Source organism: uncultured Lutibacter sp., from assembly GCF_937891065.1.
Lineage (GTDB): Bacteria > Bacteroidota > Bacteroidia > Flavobacteriales > Flavobacteriaceae > Lutibacter.
Genome location: NZ_CALAEQ010000251.1, coordinates 1 through 16,853, shown reverse-complemented (window position 1 = coordinate 16,853; position 16,853 = coordinate 1). Strand labels below are relative to the sequence as shown.

The following is a 16,853-nucleotide window of genomic DNA, read 5'->3' as shown; positions in this document are numbered from 1 at the left end:
ATTTAACCTTATAAAAAATTTGATTTATTATTATTATTTAAGATATTTTTATGCTTTTGGGATAAATAATTTACATAATTTTATGCCTTCAAAACAAAATTAAAAATAATGAAAAATCTGTTATATATTTTAACTTTTATAATTACAACAGCTGCAATAGCTCAAAATGCAACTACTTTAGATATTGAAAAGCAACAATTAAAACAAGCTTTAGCTTATGGTGATAATGCAGTTGCGGCTGCAAGTATGTATGCTATTATAAATATTGAAGGTCCACAAAGTACTTATAAAGATAGTTTGGCATATTTGTATTTTAATGCAAGAAATTATTCTTCTTGTTTTTTAGTTACGAATGATATTTTAAAAAATAATTCAAATAATTTAGAATTATTGGAAATGCAGGCTATTTCTTTAGAATCGTTGGGTGCTTACGGTAAAGCAGTTGAAGTGTATGAGACATTATTAACTAAGACTAATAATAATTACCATGCTTATAAGTTGGCGGGGTTGCAATTGGCTTTAAATAAATTTGAAGCGGCAAATAGTAGCATTAAAAAAGCAGATCAATTACCTGATGATGGTAAGGTGGAAGTTACTTTTCAAGTAAATAAAAACTACAATGAGAATGTTAATTTAAAATCTGCAATTGCTTATGTGGAAGGAATTATTGCATTGAATTTAAAAAAGAATGCTGAAGCAAAGCTAAGTTTTGAACGTGCCATAAAATTATTTCCTAATTTTGTATTAGCTAAAGGAAAATTGGAAGCATTAAATGCCATAAAAGAATAAAGCTAAATCAGGAAATAACTTCTGAAAATTATTTTAGTTTTTCAGCTAAATAAGGTGCTGTATGGGATTCAGAACATTTTATGAGTTCTTCTGGTGTTCCTTGAAAAATAAGTTCACCGCCTAATTTACCACCTTCTTTACCTAAATCTATAATATAATCGGCACATTTAATTAATTCAATATTATGTTCAATTACAATAATTGAATGTCCGTTTGTAATTAATGCATTAAATGATTTTAATAATTTTTTAATATCGTGAAAATGCAGGCCTGTTGTAGGTTCATCAAAAATAAATAACGATTTACTTTGCCGAGTTCCTTTTACCAAAAATGAAGCTAATTTAATACGTTGTGCTTCACCACCTGAAAGGGTAGAAGATGATTGCCCTAAAGTAACATATCCCAAACCAACATCTTGCAATGGTTGTAGTTTTTTTGCAATTTTAGTTTCTTCATAGTTATTAAAAAATAGAATAGCATCGTCAATTGTTGAATTCAAAATATCATTTATAGACTTACCATGAAATTTAACTTCTAACACTTCTTTTTTAAATCGTTTTCCTTTACAAGTTTCACATTCCAAATGCACATCGGCCATAAATTGCATTTCTATGGTAACTTCACCATCTCCTTTGCAAACTTCGCATCTACCACCTTCAACATTAAAAGAAAAATGCTTTGCTTGGTAATTTCTGATTTTAGATAATTTTTCTGAAGCAAATAATGTTCTAATATCATCATATGCTTTTATATAAGTTACCGGATTTGATCTGCTTGAACGTCCAATAGGATTTTGATTGATGAATTCAATGTGTTCAATAGTTGAAATATTTCCTTTGAGCTCGGTAAATTGTCCAACTTTTTCACCAAAACCACTTAGTTGTTTTTGAATTGCAGGATACAATATTTTACTAACTAAGGTGCTTTTTCCACTTCCTGAAACTCCTGTTACAACAGTTAAACTATTTAAAGGAAATGAAACATTTATATTCTTTAAATTATGTTCTCTTGCACCAATAACTTCAATAATGTTTTTAGATTTTCTACGTTTTTTAGGAACTTCAATAGTTAGCTCGTTGTTTAAGTATTTAGCTGTTAATGAATCTGATTTTAAAATTTCTTCAAAGGTACCTTCAGCAACAATTTCACCACCAAAAGTTCCTGCTTCAGGACCAATATCAATAATCATATCAGCAGCTTTCATAATATCTTCATCGTGCTCAACTACAATTACGGTATTTCCTAAATTTCGTAAATCTTTCAAAACTTTTATTAAGCGTTCTGTATCTTTTGGATGTAAACCAATACTTGGTTCATCTAAAATATACATAGACCCAACCAGACTGCTTCCTAAAGAAGTTGCTAAGTTAATTCGCTGACTTTCACCTCCTGACAATGTATTTGAAGTTCTGTTTAACGTAAGATATGTTAAACCGACATTATTTAAAAATTGAAGTCTGTTATTAATTTCAATTAATAATCGTTTCGCAATATTTTGGTCGTTAACGGTTAATTTTAAATTTTTAAAGAAGTCAATTAACTCATTTAAAGGCAAATCAACCAATTCGCTAATATTTTTGTTGGTTATTTTAATATTGTTGGCTTCTTCACGCAATCTTTTACCATTGCAGATTGTACATTTTGTTTTACCTCTATAGCGAGAAAGCATCACTCTATATTGAATTTTATAACTTTTTTCTTCTAAATTTTTAAAGAAGGAATGCAATCCTTCAAATGTATTATTTCCATTCCAAATAAGTTGCTTTTGTTTTTCGGAAAGTTGAAACCAAGGTTTGTGAATTGGAATATCAAAGGTATAAGCATTATTGATAAGATTGTTTTTATAATCTTGAAATGAATCTGATTTCCAAGGTAAAATAGCATCTTCATAAATTGATAATGAAGTATTTGGAATCACTAAATCTTCATCAATACCAATAATATTTCCGTAACCTTCACACGTTGGACAAGCGCCATACGGATTGTTGAAACTGAATAAATAAGTGTTTGGTTCTAAAAACTGAATGCCATCTAATTCAAACTTATTGTTAAAAGTAGTTTGTAAACCAGTTTTTATAGCTTCAATAATACATTCGCCTTTTCCTTCAAAAAAAGCAGTTTGAATAGCGTCACCCAAACGATTGTAAAAATCTTCATCATCTTTTACAATTACCCGATCTATAACCAAGTAAAAATCGTGTTCAATTTCTGTTGAAATGTCTTCAATTCTAAGAACTTCATCTTTATATTTTATTCTTGAATATCCTTGTTGTGCTAAAATTTTTAATGTTTGTAAAACGCTTCTTTCATCAGGAATATGAACAGGTGAAAGTAACAGTAACTTAGTGTTAATTTTTAAAGTTTTAATAAAATTTAATACGTCAGTTACATTTTGTTTTTTTACTTTTTCGCCAGAAATAGGAGAGTAGGTTATACCAATTCTAGCGAATAATAATTTTAAATAATCATAAATTTCTGTTGAAGTACCTACAGTAGAGCGCGGATTGGTAGAATTTACTTTTTGCTCAATAGCAATGGCAGGTGCAATTCCTTTTATGTAATCTACCTTTGGTTTGTTTAATCTTCCTAAGAATTGACGTGCATAAGAAGACAAGCTTTCAACATAGCGGCGTTGTCCTTCTGCAAACAAAGTATCAAAAGCCAAGCTAGATTTTCCTGATCCTGACAGCCCAGTAATTACTACCAATTTGTTTCTTGGAATAGCAACATCAATATTTTTTAAATTATGAAGTCTGGCACCTTTTATAAGGATGTTTTCTTTCGGATTTAATGTTGCAATATTTTTAGTCATTTTGATTAAAAAAGTGAATAATTGCAAAGATAACTACAATAAATGAAAATTAATGTATTGCGTTCATGTAAAAAAGATATAAAAATAAAATTGAAGCTATTAGTTAGAATTACAAATTTTATGTTAATACTTTGAATAAAATTTGTAATTCTAATAAAAATGACGCATATTTGACAACACTTAAACCCATAAATACGCCTATAAAACACAATTACTTTTTATAAAATTTTAAAAATACAGTTACATTTAAACCCTAATGTATTTAAAGTTATGGAAAGTAAACACACTACTGATGGCGTATTAGTAAGCAATTATATTCAAGGAAATGAGAAATCTTTAGAGACTCTTATTATACGTCATAAACAACGAATTTTTAGTTTTGTTATATCCAAAGTTCAGGATAAAGAAATAGCAGAAGACATTTTTCAAGATACTTTTATTAAAGTTATAAATACTTTAAAAAGAGGAAAATATAATGAAGAAGGTAAATTTTTACCTTGGGTTATGCGTATCGCTCATAACTTAGTTATTGACCATTTTAGACGTAACAAAAGATTGCCTAAATTTAATAATACGGATGAATTTGATATTTTTGATGTACTAAGTGATGAAATGTTATCTGTTGAAAATCAAATAATTAAAGAGCAAATTTTAGGTGATGTTCGTAATTTAATTGAAGAATTACCTAACGATCAAAAAGAAGTTTTATTAATGCGCATGTATAAAGATATGAGCTTTAAAGAAATTTCAGAAAATACAAACGTAAGCATTAATACAGCACTGGGAAGAATGCGTTATGCTTTAATAAATTTGAGAAAATTGATTGAAAAACATCAAATTATTTTAGTAAATTAAAAAATAAATATAATATAAGAGAAATTTTATCGTTATAAGTATTATAAATCAGATATTTATGATGAAACTTTACTCTCAAAAGACTCCTATGATGGAGCAACCTAGGAAAGAAATAATTCAATATTTGCTTAGCTATTCGAAACAAATGCGAATAGTTAAAACCAACAAAAACGATTATATTGAATTACATTTGAATTAATGTTCTTTTAACCCACTTTTTAACCGAAAGTGGGTTTTTTTATTTTAGCACTGATTTTCGTCCTATTGTTTTAGTAATAATATCATTCTCAATATTCCAACCACGAGCAGGAGAATATTCACGTCCATAATAAATAATTTGAAGGTGTAATTTATTCCATAATTCTTCAGGAAATAAACGTTTAGCATCTTTTTCTGTTTGCGTTACATTTTTACCATTGGTCAAATTCCATCTATACATTAATCTGTGAATATGAGTGTCAACAGGAAACGCTGGCACACCAAATGCCTGACTCATAACTACACTTGCTGTTTTATGCCCGACAGATGGTAATTCTTCTAAATATTTGAAACTTTGAGGAACTTTACCTCCATGTTTTTCAATTAATATTTTTGACAATCCATAAATACCTTTTGATTTCATTGGAGATAAACCTGCTGGTTTAATAATTTCTCTAATTTCTTCAACCGAAAGTTTTACCATATCATAGGGGTTATCAGCTTTTGCAAATAATATTGGTGTAATTTTATTAACTCCTTTGTCGGTACTTTGAGCAGATAGTAAAACAGCAATTAAAAGAGTATATGGATCTTTATGATTTAATGGAATAAGTGTTTCAGGGTAAATATTTTCAAGGGTGTCAATTACAAATTGAACTTTTTCTTTTTTTGTCATGTTTCTAAATAAATTGAGAAGTTAAAAGTACAAAGTTTATCCTTTTGAATAAGGTTCATTGACTATTTGTTTCATTTATGGATTTAACTTTTTAACTTTCACCTTTTATAACTTACAACTTAAAACTTAAAATAATGACTACATTAAAAATAGGAGACTTAGCACCAAATTTTGAAGCATTAGATCAAGAAGGAAATTGCATTAAACTTTCGGATTATAAAGGTAAAAAATTAGTGTTGTTTTTTTATCCAAAAGCAAGCACACCTGGTTGTACTATGGAAGCGTGTAATTTGCGTGATAATTATCAATCTTTTTTAGCAAAAGGATACGATGTATTAGGTGTGAGTGCAGATTCTGCAAAGCGTCAACAAAATTTTATTAATAAAAATGAATTACCATTTCCGTTATTAGCTGATGAAGAAAAAACAGTAATTAATGCATTTGGAGTTTGGGGACCTAAAAAGTTTATGGGACGTGAATATGATGGAATTCATAGAGTTACCTTTGTTATTAATGAAAATGGCGTGATTGAAGAAGTAATTTCAAAAGTAAAAACGAAGGTGCATACTAGTCAAATATTAATGTAATTTATAATCTGTTTAAATTTAAATGAGGCTGAAAAGTGAATAAAATTCAACGTTTAAACAGCCTCATTTTTATAATGTACACACTATATTATTTGAGTTCTTTTAATAAACCAGCAGCCAATTTAACGTGCTCTGTTGAACAAGAAAAAGAAAACCGGATATGATTTGTTCCTCCTGGACCAAAAACTTCCCCCAGAACTGATTTAACGCCTAATTTTAAATATTCTAAGGTTATTTTCTTTGTAAAAGGAATAAGTATTTTTTAATTTTCCAAATTGTATTCTTTATTCATTTTAGCAACCGTACAATTCCATTTTAAATCTGTTCTAATTTTAATTTTGAGTGCTTGACTTTGATGAGGTTCACCATGATTGATAAAAGTTAATATTGGTGGTGTTTTAAAATGTTGCAGCCAATCTAACAATTCACTTTGATCAGCGTGACCTGAAAAATCATTTATTTTAAATACTTCAGCATTTATTTTATAAAATTTGCCAAAAAATTTTAATTCAGTATCACCTGAAATTAGAGACCTTCCTCGGGTTCCCTCAGCTTGAAAACCTACTATTAAAATACTGTTTTTCTCGTCAAAGATTAATTTATCTAAATAATGTAATACTCTTCCACCAGAAATCATGCCACTTCCAGCTAATACAATTTTAGGATTTTTATCATTAACTATAGTTTTTGAGTCATTTACATCGCTTATTAAATGAACTGTAGATAACATACTGTTAATATCCTCTTGAGTTAATTTATGAATATTATGATATTTAAAATAAACTTCAGTGGCATTTACTCCCATAGGACTATCCAGATAAATTGGAATTTTCGGCAACTTATTTTGACGTTTTAAAACACTTAACAAATAAATAATTTCTTGGGCTCTTTCAACTGAAAAGGTTGGAATTACTAAAATGCCACCTTTTGAATACGTAAGTTTAATATACCTAAGTAAGGCATCAATAATTGAAATATGTCTGTGAAGTCTATTTCCATATGTTGATTCAACAATTACATAATCCGCTTGATCTATATATTCATATTGAGGAAGAAGTATAGGTTCTTTTCTGCCAATATCGCCAGAAAAAAGAAATAATTTTTCATTCACCTTTATTAAAATAAATGCACTTCCTAATATATGACCACTATTGAAAAACTTAAATTTTATAGCATCATTAAATATATGCCATTCATTGAATTCAAAAGTTTCGAAACGTGTCATAGCTTCTTTTGCATCTTCAATATCATACAATGGTATTGCAGGATCGTGTTTTGTGTAATTATATTTATTAGCTCTTCGGGCATCTTCTTCTTGAATTTTACCGCTATCTAATAAAATAATTTTGGTTATGTCTCTGGTTGCTTTTGTGCAGTATATTTTACCTTTATATCCATTTTTTACCAAAATTGGAATGTATCCAGAATGGTCTAAATGAGCGTGGGTAAGAAATACAGCATCTAATTCATCTAAATTTATTGGAAGAGGATCCCTGTTTTTTAAGCGTAATTCTTTCAATCCTTGGAACAAACCACAATCTATTAATATTTTAGAGTAACTGCTTTCTAATAAAGTTTTAGAACCTGTTACTGTACCTGCACCACCTAAAAATGTTAGTTTCATTTTAACTATTTTTAAAATTAATTTTAAGAATAGGGTTGAAATAGTATTCTAATTTACGATTTTAAAATGATATTTTCTTGAAATTGTGTGTTAAAGAATTTTTAGTTTAGTAGTTTTAATAAATAATTTATAAATTTGAATTATGAAGAAATATAGGATACAAAAAGCACCATTTGTGATTCCAACAACCGATGGAAAATTGATTGAAGAACATTTTGGTCACACTACAGATAATGGAGAGTTAAGTATTGCACATATGATTGCACCAGCAGGTTGGAGTGAGCCATTTCAAACTCCAAAATTTGATGAATACACCTATATTATCAAAGGTAAAAAACAAATAAATATTGATGGAGATATTATTGTTTTAGAAGCCGGACAATCTATAAAAATAAGTAAAGGCGCTAAAATTAAATATTCAAATCCATTTGATAAAGAATGCGAGTATTTAGCTGTTTGTTTACCAGCTTTTTCTATAGGTTTAGTGAATAGGGAGGAAGATTATTTATTGAATAATTAACTGTTTTTTATACAAGTATAACGGTTAAATTCATAGCACCTTGCGCACCAATAACCAAACATTGTTCAATATCAGCAGTTTTTGAAGGACCAGAAATAAATAAACCAAAGGTTCTTCTTCTATCAAAAATTTTCTTGTATGCATTATACATATGCAAACACAAACTTTCTTTTTGTAAAAGAATCACTAAATCGTTGGTGATAAAAGGCAAGACTCTAATTGGAAATTGATCTTCAGAGATCCAGACTGCACCATTTTCTGAAATTCCAAACTCTCCTTTTATAATTGTTAAATCGACATTTTTTAGTGAATGTGGAGTTGTTTCATTTGTAATTTCTATAGTTCCAAGATTGGATTCAGGTATATGTGTAACAATATTTTTCGCATTGGGATACAGTTTTTTAATTTCAGAATCTAAATTATTTATTTGATTTATTTCAGCTATACTACCTCCAACTAATTGAACATTATTTTTGAAGGTTTCCACCAAATCAATTTCTTCATCAAATAATTGTATATCTATCTTTGGAATATTAACTAATTCTGGTTTGTTTTTTTTTATCGAATTTAAGATTGCTTCTCTACCCATTTTTATTTCTATTTTTATACCATTGATTAAAATTTTGCTTCTCGATTTTTGGAAGTTCACGTGCATTTCCCCAAGCATTTAATTTTGAATAAACTACAAACCTTGGTGCATATTTCAATATAAATCTACCCGATTTACCTAGTAAATTGAATAGTTTTGGTCTTGCCATTAACCAACCAGTAATTTTTAATACTACTTTTTTAACAAAAGGCTGTTTTACATCTTTTACAACTATTTGTCTCCATTTATATAATTGTTCGTGAATATTAATTTTAACAGGACATACGTTTGTACAAGAACCACAAAGTGTAGATGCAAAAGGTAATGAACTATGTTTTTTTAAATCTTTTCCTGGAGATAAAATTGAACCAATTGGACCAGGAATTGTAGCATCATAACTATGCCCACCACTTCTTCGGTAAATAGGGCAGGTGTTCATACAAGCACCACAACGAATACAATGTAACGATGACCTGAAATCTTCTCTGTTTAATTGTTCTGTTCTACCATTATCAACAATAACAATATGCATTTCATTCCCTTCAATAGGTTTATTAAAATGAGAAGAATATGTTGTAATTGGTTGTCCGGTTGCACTTCTGGCTAATAAGCAAAGAAATATCCCTAAATGTTCTTCTTTAGGAATAATTTTTTCTATTCCCATACAGGCTATATGAACTTTTGCTAAATGTGCGCCCATATCAGCATTTCCTTCATTAGTGCAAACTACAAATCCTCCAGTTTCTGCAACAGCAAAATTTACTCCTGTGATGGCTGCATCAGCATTTAAAAACTTACTTCTTAAATGTTTACGAGCTTCATTAGTTAAATATTCTGGATTTCCATTACTTGGAGTTGTCCCTAAATGTTCTTGAAAAAGTTCATCAACTTCCTCTTTAGTTTTATGAATTGCAGGAAGTACAATATGACTTGGTGCTTCTTTGGCTATTTGTACAATATATTCACCTAAATCTGTATCAACAACTTCAATTCCCTGAGCTTCTAAATAAGGATTTAAATGGCATTCTTCAGTAAGCATAGACTTACTTTTTACAATGTTTTTTGCATTGTGTTTTTGAAGAATTTTATGAACGATAGTATTATGTTCTTCGGCATTTGAAGCCCAATGAACTTTAATGCCATTTTTAATAGCATTTGATTCGAATTCAACCAAATAGTTATCTAAATTAGATAAGACGTTAGCTTTTATTCCTGAGGCGTAATCTCTTAAATGTTCCCAACCTTTTACTTTATTCGCAGCAACATCTCTTTTTTCTCTAACAAACCATAAAGCTTTATCGTGCCAGTTTACTTTATCTTCATTTTTATTAAATATTTTTGCTTTTTTTGAATGACTCATAACTAAAGGCTGCTATTTAAAATTTCAGCAATATGCATAACTTTAATAGGTTGCTTATTTCTATTAATTAATCCTTCTAAATGCATTAGGCAAGAATGATCTGCACCTGTTATTATTTCTACTCCATTATCTAAATGATCCTGAATTTTATCTTTCCCCATTTTTACAGATATGGCTTCTTCAAAAACTGAAAAAGTACCTCCAAAACCACAACACTCATCTTTCCTGTTTAATGACATTAATTCTAATCCTTCCACCTCATTCAATAAATCTTCTTCAATAGAAAAATAAGGCTCAACTTTTTCTGAACAAGAGCCTAATTTTAATCCTCTTAAACCGTGACAACTTTTATGTAATCCTACTTTGTGAGGAAATGATGCTCCTTCTATTTTTTTACCAAGTACTTTCACTATAAACTCACATAATTCAAATGTGTTATTTCTAATTTTTTTGACTTCTTCAGTTTGAGGTAATAAATCAAAATGTTCTACAATATGATGTACACAACTTCCAGAAGGACCTACCACAACATCGTATTCCTTAAAATTTTCAACAAATAATTGGCAAGCACCTTTTGCATCACTTTCATAACCGGAATTTCCTAATGGTTGTCCGCAACAAGTTTGATTTAATGGGTAATAAACATCAACATTTAATTTTTCCAATAATTCCAAGGTGGCAATTGCAACATTTGGATATAGTTGATTGATATAACACGGTATAAAAAGACCTACTTTCATTTGAAAAAAAATTTAATGATTTTAATTATAATTAACTAATAGTTAAATAGTTGCGATTTAAAAATGCAACGTAGTAGCTATAACAAACCTTACATTACTGACACTGTTTGTGTTTTGAACTTTATAATCTGCATCAGGAGTTCCGTAGGCCGCAGTATCAAATGAAACCTCACCTCTAAACTTTACTTTTCCTGCTCCGTATATAATTCTTGGTGCAATTCTATAACTGTAATCTATATCAGTTCCACGTGCATATACTGGTCCTGTAATTGTTTTATCAGCTCCGTAATTTTTGGTGTATCCAGCATAAATTCCTAAAGATGTTTTTTTACCAAGTAAACCAGAATCTAAATCGAACCAAAAACTACCTATAGATAAATTGGTATATTCTTGCTCTCCGTTGCTATTAACTCCTGAAACTCCATAACCCCCTAACATTACAAAATTGTACATATTTTGACCGTAAATAGTTCCTAATCTAAGCGCCGCTTTATTCATTTTTATTTTACTAAAAATGCTATAATGATAACTACCGATAGTCTCTTCAGATTTATAAGTTAATCCTCCTGAAGTAAACGATAATTGAGGTTTTAAAGTTTTATAACCAATATTAGCACCTATTAAAAAAATTGATTTTAATCCAATAATATAGGTAGCATTAAATTCTGGTATTGCAGCATTTCTTTGATATTCACTTGAAGCACCGTTTGGTCCGTTAGATTTAAAATCTATTTGTGTAGACGCTGCAATAGATAATTTCGAATTACTTGATGGAGAATAACTATACCTAAGTTGTGCATTTCTACTTAAAGTGAAATATGGAATTGCTCCACCCCAAGAAACTACTTGCGGATAAACATCTGTTGTAAACATTGGATGCCAGTAATTACCTGCTAATAATTCAGATTTTTCCCAGTTTAATTTCAACATTGCATGACGTAAACGAAACAACCCTATTTTATCATTTCCAGTACCAACAAAATCACCTTCAATTAAACCGGAAACTTTTGCATTTAAAAAATCTGGAGCAGTAATTTTAATTCTGGCTCTGGAATGAATATTTAACATATTAAAACTTGATTGAGCATTGATGTCTTCTCCATTTGCATCTAAAACTTCTTTTGCAGGATATAAAATAACATCATTTTCACGAGCGTTTACGGTTTGTCGCGTGTCATAAATACTTTCGGCCCAAATATGGCCACTTACTTTTACTGAAAACTTATTTTCTTCTTTTTTTTCTTGTGCTTGAGCATTATTTGGAAATAGTAAAAGTGTAAAAACTATTAAAAGGATATATTGAAATTTCATAATTTTAATTTTAAATGTTATTATTTGGTGTTGTTGCTTCATCAATTAAATTGACAATGGATTTAAAGTTTGTTTTGCTGTGTTTACTCAATCCTATTTCACAAGTTCTACTAGTCGCAAAACCATCTGTAACAGAATTTGGGATTTGCTCATCTAAATTTCGTAAGCCGTGTTCATTAAGTTCGGGAAAATTAAACCCTCTGTTTCCGGCAAATCCACAACAATTTGTTTGTGGTGTATAGACTTTTGTAGAACATAATTTGGCAATGGAGTGCAATTGTTCATCAATCCCCATCTTTTTTAAACTGCACACAGAAAATACAGCTACTTCCTTGTTTACAGGTTTAAAAATTAATCTATTCAATAAATATTCAGTTGTAAAGTTTACCAAATCATATAGTTTTAGAGATGAGCCTTCTAAGGATTCCATCATTTGTAAAGAACAAGGACTCATATCACAAACAATAGGATATTCACCATTGTTACTTGCCTTTTTTAGACGATTCAATAATTTATCTGAAGCAATTTTAGCAGTGTCAGCAAACCCTTGAGATTTAAAAGCAAGACCACAACATAAATCGTTTTGGTTATCTGGGAAAATTATTTCGCAATTAGCTTTGTTCAATATTTTAACGGTTTTATTAAATACCGTATCCTCATCATCATATTGTTTTGACGCACCCATTGTTCTGTTAATACAACTAGTGAAGTATACGACCTTTATGGCATTTGGTTTTGGTTGGTTAACTATTTCTTTTTTAATTTTTGTTGCCTTTGGAGTAAAAGAATTCCATTCTGTTTTTTGCCCTAAAACAGACGTTGCAGCTCCTACGAATTTACCAAATGATTTATCTCCAATAATATTTGAAATAGTATGACTTACTTTTAAGCCAGTGCGTACACCACTTGAAACAAGTCCCATATTATTAGCTACTATTTTAGCTATTTTGTTTCCAGATTTTTTCTCTGCTCTAAGCCGTTTTACATATTCACCAGTATCAATTTCTACTGGGCAAGCCAGTTTACACAAGCCGTCAGTTGCGCACATTGAATCAAAAGAATATTCAAATGATTTTTCTAATTCTAAGGCTTCTTTGGTAAAACCTTCAGCTTCAAGCCTACTTTTTTCACGAGATAGAACAATTCTTTGTCGAGGAGAAAAACCTATATCATAGGATACACAATTCGGTTCGCAAAATCCACATTCAATACATTTGTCTATTTGGTCATCAGCTTTTGGTAAAGGTTTTAAGTTTTTTAGGTGAATTTTTTTATCATTATTTATAATTACACCAGGATTAATAATTTCTTTAGGATCAAAAATTTTCTTTATTCTTTTCATTAATGAATAAGCCTCATTTCCCCATTCTTTTTCAACAAATGGAGCCATATTTCTACCTGTTCCGTGTTCTGATTTTAAGGCTCCATCAAATTTATCAACTACTAAAACAGCAAGCTCGTCCATAAACTTTTCATACCGTTTTACTTCGGAAGGAATTCCAAAATCCTGAGTGAAAACAAAATGAAGATTTCCTTCTAAAGCGTGTCCAAAAATTACAGCTTCGTAATACTTGTATTTTTTGAATAATGCTTGTAAATCTAATGTTCCTTCAGCCAACCTAGGAACTGGAAAAGTAATGTCTTCAATAATTACAGTGGTACCTATTTTTCTAATTGCTCCAATCGTTGGGAACAACCCTTTTCTAATTTTCCAATATTTATTGTAAATGGACGCATTTTCTGTAAATTGAAATGGTAATTCAGGTGTAATATGCTCAATAGCTTTTTCTATATCCTTAATTTGATCATATAACTTAGCGTTTTCTGATGCTCCTGTTTCAACTAAAACTGCAGAGGCTCCATTGCTTAACTTTGGTAGATAATCTGGAACACCTTCCATATTTTCAACCGATTTTAAACTTGCTCTATCCATTAATTCAACGGCAGATACAGGAGCCGATTTTAATATTGAAACAACATTACAAGCAATTTCAATAGTTTCAAAAATCATTAAAGCGCTTGATTTGAATTTGAAATCTTCAACGGTATTGTACGTAATTTCAGCAATCATCCCCAATGTACCTTCTGAGCCAATCATTAAATGAGTTAGCACATCAATTGGGTTTGTATAATCAACCAAAGCATTTAAACTATAACCTGTCGTATTCTTCATTTTGTATTTATGATGAATACGCTCAACTAATTGTTTGTTGTTTTGAGTATCGTTTATGATTTCAACTAAGTCATTATAAATTTTAGAATGATGTTTTTTAAAGGCTTCAATACTTTCTGAGTTTTTGGTATCTAAAACAAAACCATCATAAAAAATTACAATTAAACTTTTTACTGTTTTATAAGAATTTTGAGCTGTTCCACAACACATTCCGCTTGCATTATTGGCAGCTATGCCACCAATCATTGCCGAGTTTATAGATGCTGGATCAGGTCCAATTTTACGTCCATATGGTTTTAATAAAATATTTGCTCTTGAACCTATGACACCAGGTTGTAATTGAATTGAGTTTCCGTTGTCAAGCACCTCATAACCAGTCCAAAATTTTGAAGTCAAAATAAGGATGGAATCTGAAATTGCTTGTCCTGATAAACTTGTTCCAGCAGCTCTAAAAGTTATAGGTAAATTTAATTTATTGGCTACTTCAAGCAAGAAAGATATTTCTTCAATTGTTTTTGATTGAATAACAATTTTAGGTATCAATCTATAAAAACTAGCATCTGTTCCAAAGGCTAATGTACTTGCCTTATCTGTGTAAATCCTATTTTTATCAACCCTTGTTGAGATTTTATCGTAAAACTGAAGATATCTTTCTTGTAACATAAATTTTTAATTTTTTAATGATTCTAAGTAAAGTGTTAAATCATCTGTAATTCCAAAGCCATACAACATTATTATTCCAATAATTCCTGCAAAAATGACATAATATAGCGTTGGTAAAATGGTTCTTCTTAATATAAATCCTTCTCTTCCTAGCATTCCAACTGTTGCTGAAGCTGCTACAACATTGTGAATTGCAATCATATTACCAGCTGCAGCTCCAACGGCTTGAAGTGCAACCATTACCGATCCTGTTAAACCTAAAGTTGTTGCTGTAGAAAATTGAAATTGAGAGAGCATCATATTGGAAACTGTATTTGAACCGGCGATAAATGCTCCTAATGCACCAATTGAAGCTGCAAATGCTGGATAAACTCCTCCTACGGTTTCAGCAACCCACTGAGCCATTGCAATTGGCATACTTGAATAGCCCATTTCATTAACACCTGAATTGATTAAAATTCTTACCATTGGAATTGTAAAAACTAAAACAAACCCAGCACCAACTAATGTTCTAGTAGATTCTCCAATTGCCTTTGTTAATTCCTTTGTTTTCATATTATGAATAAAGTAAGTTAGTAACACAACCATTATCATAATACCCCCTGGTAAATATAGAGGAGAAAAAGAAGTGCTAATACCAACTTCTCCTAAAATATCTTTGAATGAAACAGTAACAAATTTTAGAGCAGTATTAATTCCTAAGGAAGGTATTCTACTCAATACAAGAAAAATTGCAACTAATAAATAAGGAAGCCAAGCTTTTTTAAGTGATAATTTGGAAGTTGTTCCTGCAAGTCTTTCTAATTTAACTTCTATATCTCCCATCCAGGTAGAAGGCCAGTTTTTAGCTGGTTCAAAATCCCAAGTGTCTTTAGGAACTAAAAAGTTTGATTTAGCAGCAGTAACAACAATTACTAATCCTACTAATGCTCCAATAATTGATGGAAATTCTGGTCCTAAAAATACTCCTGTTAGTGCATAAGGAATAGTAAATGCTAAACCTGAGAAAATTGCAAATGGGGCAATAGATAATCCTTCGGTCCAAGATTTATTTTTCCCAAAATATCTGGTTAGCATCATACACATAAATAGCGGAATTAAAGTTCCAATTATTCCATGTATAATAGCTACTTCTGAAGTGATTAACATTAAGAACTGTTCCCAGTTAGTTCCTGCACTTGCTAATTGAGTTGATAATTCAGTTGTTTTTAAACCAGTATCAACACCAATTATTATGGGTGTTCCAACGGCACCAAAAGATACTGGAGTAGATTGAATCATCATACCAACAATTACAGCAGCTAATGCAGGAAATCCTAATCCAACAAGTAATGGCGCAGCAATAGCAGCTGGTGTTCCAAAACCTGAAGCACCTTCAATAAAACTACCAAATAACCACGCAATAATAATTACTTGAACTCTTCTGTCGGTACTAATATTGGTAAAACCTGCGCGTATTACTCTAATTGCACCTGAATGTTTCAATGTATTTAGTAATAAAATTGCTCCAAAAATTATCCACAAAATGGAGGCGGTTACACCTAAACCTTGAAGTGTTGATGCAAAAATTCTGTTAATAGGCATTTCCCATGCGAATAATGCTATTATAAATGTTGTTAAAAAAACTATTGGCATTGCTCTTTTTGCTGGCCATCTTAATCCAACAAGTAAAATACCTGCCAGAAGAATCGGGAAAAAAGCTAAAAGTGCTTGAATTGATAAACTCATAATAAAATATATATTTGGTTAATATTAATTTGGTTCATATTTTAATTTCCTTATTATTACAGTTAATAAGAGCTTATTAAATTTTGTTGTGATATTATTAAATCATATTGTCTCTTTTTAAGCTAGTTGTTTTATTATGATAGTTGCTAAGTTTTACATCATTTCAAATAAAAAATGTTTTTTATTTTCAAAATTTCAATATGCATTATATTTAATAAAATTGATTAT

Annotated in this window: 13 protein-coding genes; 4 read left to right on the top strand and 9 right to left on the bottom strand. The window is 30.0% G+C overall.

Annotated features, from left to right (window positions below; translation table 11 throughout):
* Nucleotides 1-108 precede the first annotated feature (108 nt).
* Nucleotides 109-789 (top strand): hypothetical protein, encoded by a 681-nt coding sequence (locus Q0352_RS13560; protein ID WP_299528381.1) that lies wholly within the window; start codon nucleotides 109-111, stop codon nucleotides 787-789.
* Between the two features lie 28 nt (nucleotides 790-817).
* On the opposite strand, the gene uvrA is transcribed toward Q0352_RS13560, so the two are convergent.
* Nucleotides 818-3,601: an excinuclease ABC subunit UvrA gene (gene uvrA / locus Q0352_RS13555; protein ID WP_299528380.1), complete on the bottom strand. Its 2,784-nt coding sequence runs from the start codon at nucleotides 3,599-3,601 to the stop codon at nucleotides 818-820.
* A gap of 270 nt (nucleotides 3,602-3,871) precedes the next feature.
* On the opposite strand from uvrA, the gene Q0352_RS13550 reads away from it, so the two are divergent.
* Nucleotides 3,872-4,456, top strand: a complete 585-nt coding sequence (locus tag Q0352_RS13550) for a sigma-70 family RNA polymerase sigma factor (RefSeq protein WP_299528379.1) — start codon at nucleotides 3,872-3,874, stop codon at nucleotides 4,454-4,456.
* 238 nt (nucleotides 4,457-4,694) lie between these two features.
* Here the strand turns inward: Q0352_RS13550 and nth are convergent, their stop codons facing one another.
* Nucleotides 4,695-5,330 (bottom strand): endonuclease III, encoded by a 636-nt coding sequence (gene nth, locus Q0352_RS13545; protein ID WP_299528378.1) that lies wholly within the window; start codon nucleotides 5,328-5,330, stop codon nucleotides 4,695-4,697.
* A gap of 134 nt (nucleotides 5,331-5,464) precedes the next feature.
* Between nth and bcp the strand changes: the two genes are divergently transcribed.
* Nucleotides 5,465-5,917 carry a thioredoxin-dependent thiol peroxidase gene (gene bcp / locus Q0352_RS13540; RefSeq protein WP_299528377.1) on the top strand — a complete coding sequence of 151 codons (453 nt, stop codon included), beginning with the start codon at nucleotides 5,465-5,467 and terminating at the stop codon, nucleotides 5,915-5,917.
* Nucleotides 5,918-6,179: 262 nt separating this feature from the next.
* Here bcp and Q0352_RS13535 read toward each other — a convergent pair whose 3' ends face one another.
* Complete coding sequence (locus Q0352_RS13535; RefSeq protein WP_299528375.1) at nucleotides 6,180-7,541, bottom strand: MBL fold metallo-hydrolase RNA specificity domain-containing protein; 1,362 nt, start codon at nucleotides 7,539-7,541, stop codon at nucleotides 6,180-6,182.
* A gap of 142 nt (nucleotides 7,542-7,683) precedes the next feature.
* Between Q0352_RS13535 and Q0352_RS13530 the strand changes: the two genes are divergently transcribed.
* Nucleotides 7,684-8,061, top strand: coding sequence for a cupin domain-containing protein (locus Q0352_RS13530; protein WP_299528373.1), 378 nt, complete (start codon nucleotides 7,684-7,686; stop codon nucleotides 8,059-8,061).
* A gap of 7 nt (nucleotides 8,062-8,068) precedes the next feature.
* Here the strand turns inward: Q0352_RS13530 and Q0352_RS13525 are convergent, their stop codons facing one another.
* Genes Q0352_RS13525 through Q0352_RS13500 form a run of 6 tightly spaced genes read right to left on the bottom strand, consistent with a single transcriptional unit; the run spans nucleotide 8,069 to nucleotide 16,625 of the window.
* Nucleotides 8,069-8,650, bottom strand: a complete 582-nt coding sequence (locus Q0352_RS13525) for an LUD domain-containing protein (protein ID WP_299528371.1) — start codon at nucleotides 8,648-8,650, stop codon at nucleotides 8,069-8,071.
* Nucleotides 8,643-10,010 (bottom strand): lactate utilization protein B, encoded by a 1,368-nt coding sequence (locus Q0352_RS13520; protein WP_299528369.1) that lies wholly within the window; start codon nucleotides 10,008-10,010, stop codon nucleotides 8,643-8,645. The genes Q0352_RS13525 and Q0352_RS13520 overlap by 8 nt, the downstream gene beginning before the upstream one ends.
* 2 nt (nucleotides 10,011-10,012) lie before the next feature.
* The gene (locus Q0352_RS13515; RefSeq protein WP_299528367.1) at nucleotides 10,013-10,750 is read right to left on the bottom strand and encodes a (Fe-S)-binding protein; all 738 of its coding nucleotides are present in this window, start codon (nucleotides 10,748-10,750) and stop codon (nucleotides 10,013-10,015) included.
* A 57-nt stretch (nucleotides 10,751-10,807) separates the two neighbouring features.
* Complete coding sequence (locus tag Q0352_RS13510) at nucleotides 10,808-12,061, bottom strand: hypothetical protein (protein WP_299528366.1); 1,254 nt, start codon at nucleotides 12,059-12,061, stop codon at nucleotides 10,808-10,810.
* A gap of 10 nt (nucleotides 12,062-12,071) precedes the next feature.
* A complete protein-coding gene (locus Q0352_RS13505) occupies nucleotides 12,072-14,897 on the bottom strand; it encodes an FAD-binding and (Fe-S)-binding domain-containing protein (RefSeq protein WP_299528364.1) in 2,826 nt (941 codons plus the stop codon).
* 6 nt (nucleotides 14,898-14,903) lie between these two features.
* On the bottom strand, nucleotides 14,904-16,625 hold the full coding sequence (locus Q0352_RS13500) for an L-lactate permease (protein ID WP_299528362.1): 1,722 nt from the start codon (nucleotides 16,623-16,625) through the stop codon (nucleotides 14,904-14,906).
* Nucleotides 16,626-16,853: the final 228 nt, after the last annotated feature.

What these genes read in the sequence shown, in the direction of transcription:
- Q0352_RS13510 (WP_299528366.1), bottom strand. Translation starts at nt 12,061, where the DNA reads ATGAAATTTCAATATATCCTTTTAATAGTTTTTACACTTTTACTATTT.
- bcp (WP_299528377.1), top strand. Translation starts at nt 5,465, where the DNA reads ATGACTACATTAAAAATAGGAGACTTAGCACCAAATTTTGAAGCATTA.
- Q0352_RS13515 (WP_299528367.1), bottom strand. Translation starts at nt 10,750, where the DNA reads ATGAAAGTAGGTCTTTTTATACCGTGTTATATCAATCAACTATATCCA.
- uvrA (WP_299528380.1), bottom strand. Translation starts at nt 3,601, where the DNA reads ATGACTAAAAATATTGCAACATTAAATCCGAAAGAAAACATCCTTATA.
- Q0352_RS13520 (WP_299528369.1), bottom strand. Translation starts at nt 10,010, where the DNA reads ATGAGTCATTCAAAAAAAGCAAAAATATTTAATAAAAATGAAGATAAA.
- Q0352_RS13500 (WP_299528362.1), bottom strand. Translation starts at nt 16,625, where the DNA reads ATGAGTTTATCAATTCAAGCACTTTTAGCTTTTTTCCCGATTCTTCTG.
- nth (WP_299528378.1), bottom strand. Translation starts at nt 5,330, where the DNA reads ATGACAAAAAAAGAAAAAGTTCAATTTGTAATTGACACCCTTGAAAAT.
- Q0352_RS13530 (WP_299528373.1), top strand. Translation starts at nt 7,684, where the DNA reads ATGAAGAAATATAGGATACAAAAAGCACCATTTGTGATTCCAACAACC.
- Q0352_RS13505 (WP_299528364.1), bottom strand. Translation starts at nt 14,897, where the DNA reads ATGTTACAAGAAAGATATCTTCAGTTTTACGATAAAATCTCAACAAGG.
- Q0352_RS13525 (WP_299528371.1), bottom strand. Translation starts at nt 8,650, where the DNA reads ATGGGTAGAGAAGCAATCTTAAATTCGATAAAAAAAAACAAACCAGAA.
- Q0352_RS13535 (WP_299528375.1), bottom strand. Translation starts at nt 7,541, where the DNA reads ATGAAACTAACATTTTTAGGTGGTGCAGGTACAGTAACAGGTTCTAAA.
- Q0352_RS13550 (WP_299528379.1), top strand. Translation starts at nt 3,872, where the DNA reads ATGGAAAGTAAACACACTACTGATGGCGTATTAGTAAGCAATTATATT.
- Q0352_RS13560 (WP_299528381.1), top strand. Translation starts at nt 109, where the DNA reads ATGAAAAATCTGTTATATATTTTAACTTTTATAATTACAACAGCTGCA.